This is a genomic window from Candidatus Poribacteria bacterium (genome assembly GCA_021295755.1).
Classification (GTDB): domain Bacteria; phylum Poribacteria; class WGA-4E; order WGA-4E; family PCPOR2b; genus PCPOR2b.
Genome location: JAGWBT010000250.1, coordinates 1 through 4203 on the forward strand (window position 1 = coordinate 1; position 4203 = coordinate 4203).

3 protein-coding genes are annotated in these 4203 nt (G+C 49.3%); all 3 read left to right on the forward strand.

Annotated elements, in window-relative coordinates; all coding sequences use genetic code 11:
- Nucleotides 1-375 precede the first annotated feature (375 nt).
- A complete protein-coding gene (locus J4G02_23010; GenBank protein MCE2397378.1) occupies nucleotides 376-1434 on the forward strand; it encodes a Gfo/Idh/MocA family oxidoreductase in 1059 nt (352 codons plus the stop codon).
- Nucleotides 1435-1722: 288 nt separating this feature from the next.
- Complete coding sequence (locus J4G02_23015; protein ID MCE2397379.1) at nucleotides 1723-1896, forward strand: hypothetical protein; 174 nt, start codon at nucleotides 1723-1725, stop codon at nucleotides 1894-1896.
- Nucleotides 1893-3533 carry an aspartate aminotransferase family protein gene (locus J4G02_23020; GenBank protein MCE2397380.1) on the forward strand — a complete coding sequence of 547 codons (1641 nt, stop codon included), beginning with the start codon at nucleotides 1893-1895 and terminating at the stop codon, nucleotides 3531-3533. Before J4G02_23015 ends, J4G02_23020 begins: the two co-directional genes overlap by 4 nt.
- Nucleotides 3534-4203 lie beyond the last annotated feature (670 nt).

Consider the following 4203-nt stretch of genomic DNA (forward strand, 5'->3'; position numbering starts at 1 on the left):
AGAAAATTGGCATATTTTGCTGAAAAGGCGCTATTTGGTTGGATTTAACCCCCTAAATCCCCCTTATCAGGGGGACTTGAAGAGGAAATGCGTAAGTCCTATCTTAGAATTAATGAGACACCCCAAATCGGCGCAGTTAGAAACAGCGCCTACCAAACATGGGGAGCGAAAGTGTCTATTTATTTTTTGAATTCACCATGAATCTCGACCTACGGATTCTCTGCGTTAAATAAACCTGTAACAACCCATCACATTTATAGCTCCCGAAGTTTTTCATAGCACCCTACCTACATTTGTGATAACATCCGAGATGCTAAAAATATACCGAGTAAGACTTTCGCACATTTTCATAGTTTATATGTGAAGGAGGATATAATGAAGACCTACCGAGTGGCGATTGTGGGGCTAGGGCGTATGGGTAGTACACTTGACCAATCGATTGCGTCGGCGTCCCATGTGAGCGAACGGCTTGAAGTGGTGGCAGGGGCGGAAACGATTCCGGAACGGCGGACGGCATTTCAAGAGAAATGGGGCGTAAAAACGGTTTACGAAGACTATCAAGAGATGATCGAGAAGGAGCGGCCGGATCTGGTGGGCGTGTGTACCACGGCAACGGGTTTGCCGAAACCGGGCAATCGCGCCCCATCAACCACCTTTCGGGACGACGCACACGCAGATATGGCGGTCCACGCGGCGAATGCCGGTGTACCGATGTTGTTCGTGGAGAAAGCGATCTCTTGTTCTGTACAGAAGGCTGATGAAGTCCTTGAAGCCTGTCGCAAACACGGCACTGCGTTCAACACAGGTGTATTGAGACGTTTTAGCAGCCGATACAAGCAGATACGGGAGATGATTGCGCGAGGGGATATCGGTGAACCCCAATCGGCGGTGGTTTATGGGGCTGCTAGCCTGATGCACGTGCACATCCACTGGATGGATACCCTTTCCTACCTGCTCGGCGATCCAGAGATTGCAGCAGTACGCGGGGATCTGTTGCCCAGAAGTATAGAGGTTAAGGACAACCGCCTTGAGGAAGACCCACAGGGACTTTTTCAACTCGTTTTCGCCAACGGAATCGAGGCATGGTCAGTGCCGGACGGTGGACGAGAGTATGAGATAGTCGGGACGGAAGGCACCCTCCGATCGATGTGGGATGGTGCAGCGGTGACTTTCCGGAAGCTGAATGGGGCAGATGATTGGCCCCTACAATGGGAAGGGGAGGTATTTCCAGAAGAAACTCCGGTCAGCACAGTTGTTTCTTTGCTAGAGGACTTGGTAAACGCGCATGAGTCAGGAAGCCCGTCAATTGGCAATATTGAGGTGACACACCCAATCACAGAGGCGTGCATTACTGTGGCGGAGAGTCATCGACAGGGCGGTCGATGGGTTGACCTGCCGATGCAGAATCGAGATTTGTACGTTTTTCATGTGTAGCTAATAACCTTTGGTGCTAGTTTAGTAAGAAAGTCGTTTCCACATGGTTCAAGTTGAAAATCCCGATTTATCGGGGAGTTCATTGGTTCATTCATTCTTATTACGTGCCCCCGTCGGATACACATGTCGCCCCGCTGGGGCTTTAGGGTATTTGTTTATCTATGTGCTATAAACATGTCGCCCCGCTGGGGCTAAATGAACTGATGAACCAATGATTTTCACGTCTCACATTATCAGTCACTGCTATAGACATGTCGCCCCGCTGGGGCTAAATGAGGCGATGAACCAATGATTTTCACGTCTCGACTCGTTCCCGATTATCAGGGGAACGGCATTTCACAGTCTGTCCCGATTTATTGGGGCATCACGTTTCAGGCTATCAACAGCTGCAAACTAGCACCATTGGTTAATATGGGTGAATCTCGCAATGTCGAACACCAATGGGCTGGAAAAACAATATGACCTATCGTAATATCTTAGAGAAAATTCGACTTGCTTTTCCCCAACCGGTATCCGACGCGATACATGATTCGTACTTCGTGCATTCGATTATGCGCGCCTTGGATCAGGTTGATGATTTGAAAACACATCTGCCGATGCTCGGTGACATCGTTTCCGGGGATTTTGAGAAGGCTAGAGAAGCGACCTTACCGGATACGATGGCTTCGATTGAGGAGGTCACGGCTGACCTTGTGAGTTACCTCCGAGGGATGACCCTCTTCGGGCATCCCCGGACGCAACAGAACGTTATTCCGCCGCCGACGATTCCAAGTGTGATTGGGGTACTCCTTGCATCTCTGTACAACCCGAATCTAGTTTGGGATGAATACAGTCGCTTGGTAGCGTTGGCTGAAGTTGAAGCGGTCGCCATGGCGTCGCAATTGATTGGATACGATCCGGAACAGGCGAGCGGTGTGTTCACTTTCGGGGGTACCGCAACGACGCTCTACGGTGTGAAATTGGGGCTTGAAAAGGCTTGTCCGGGAACGATGCAGAACGGTACGCCTGAAGACGCTGTCGTGTTCGTATCAGATGCGGGTCACTACTGTGCCGCTAACGTTGTCGGTTGGCTCGGAATAGGGACGAACAACCTGATTACGATTCCAACGACAGTCGAGAACGAAATGGATCTCGTGCAACTTGAGGGGGAGGCACGGGGGGCATTAGAGAGCGGAAAAAAGATTGCCGCCATCATTGCGACGTTAGGCACCACCGACGCGTTCGGGTTGGACGATTTAGCGCACATTGTGGCATTACGAGACAAACTCGTTGATGACTTTCGACTGGATTATCGACCACACATCCACGCAGATGCAGCTATTGGGTGGGCTTGGTCTGTGTTTAACGACTACGATTTTGAGAATAACCCCCTAGGATTTCGCCCACGTACCGTCCGCGCATTGGCAGGTGCCTCCCGGCGCATACGATATTTATCCCTAGCAGATTCTGTTGGCATTGACTTTCACAAAACTGGCTTTACACCCTACATCTCCAGCCTTGTTCTCGTTAAAAACCAAGTGGATCTGGAACTGGTAAAACGTCAACCGGAGCAGATGCCGTATCTCTACCAATTTGGGGAACATCGTCCCGGAATGTATACGTTGGAAACCTCCAGAGCCGGGACAGGTCCCCTTGCTGCGCTCGCTAATTTTCGGTTGTTTGGAGAACAGGGGTTACGAGTCATCCTCGGGCACATTGTTGAAATGACCCAACTCCTGCGGGAACATCTGGAAGGTCACGAAGGCACAACCGTGCTGAACCGAGAAAATTTCGGAACCGTTACGCTCTTCCGCGCCTATCCAGTTGGCGTCGATACCTTCTCAATCAAGGGGCACGAATTTGAGGATGCCGCCTATCGCGATAGTTTGCTCGCACATAACGACTACAACCGAGAAATCTCCCAATACGTACATTCGGAGGCAATGGAGGGAAGAGGCGTCGTTATTTCGATAACAGACTGCTATCGTCGAACTCAATACGGCGAACCGATTGTTGCGTTAAAGTCTTTTATCCTATCTCCGTTTGTCGATGAAGCCGATGTCGAAATGGTGGTTTCAAAGGTCTTGGAGGCTAGGGGAAAGGTGGGTGGCTCCTGTTAAAAGGTGTGTAAAATGTGGAAACCATTTGTTCATCAGTTCATTGGGGCAGTCGGGATAGGAAATCCACCCTGCGGGACTCATCGAAAAGGAAAGCGCAAAACGCTAAGAGCAAACTGCCAGAAAAGTTTCAATGATCTCTATATTAACCCAAGTTGCTAGGGCGTGTTGACATTTTGCCGTTGCTAATTCGGGATACGCTGTAATCATCGGGTAATCTGCCAAATGTAGCGCGAACTGTTAGTTTGCGTGCTGGGATCACAATCTAAATGAGGTTTCAGAAAATAATTCGGTAATGCTATATTTTCCCCAGGCCCGGTAGGTGCGGTTGCAAACCGCACCGGGCATCGCTCGGAAATTACTGAATTAATAAATTAATCTTCATACAGATTGTAGTACAAAAGACCGCTTTTATGAAATAAGTTTTGGAACAGGAACCTCCCCGATGACAAACTGAGTTGGGTTTCACCCTATCTTATAAGCAGGTGTTGTTGAACGACCGCGCTTCTATTGTAGTTGATAGGGATTGGCGTTTAACCGCTCAACCCAACCTACGGATTTACATAAATTGAACAGAAAATTGGCAGTCGTTATTTGGTTGCATTTAACCCCCTAAATCCCCCTTATCAGGGGGACTTTTAGAGGAAATGCGTAAGTCCCGCAAGAAAAGGAG

What these genes read in the sequence shown, in the direction of transcription:
- J4G02_23010 (MCE2397378.1), top strand. Translation starts at nt 376, where the DNA reads ATGAAGACCTACCGAGTGGCGATTGTGGGGCTAGGGCGTATGGGTAGT.
- J4G02_23015 (MCE2397379.1), top strand. Translation starts at nt 1,723, where the DNA reads ATGATTTTCACGTCTCGACTCGTTCCCGATTATCAGGGGAACGGCATT.
- J4G02_23020 (MCE2397380.1), top strand. Translation starts at nt 1,893, where the DNA reads ATGACCTATCGTAATATCTTAGAGAAAATTCGACTTGCTTTTCCCCAA.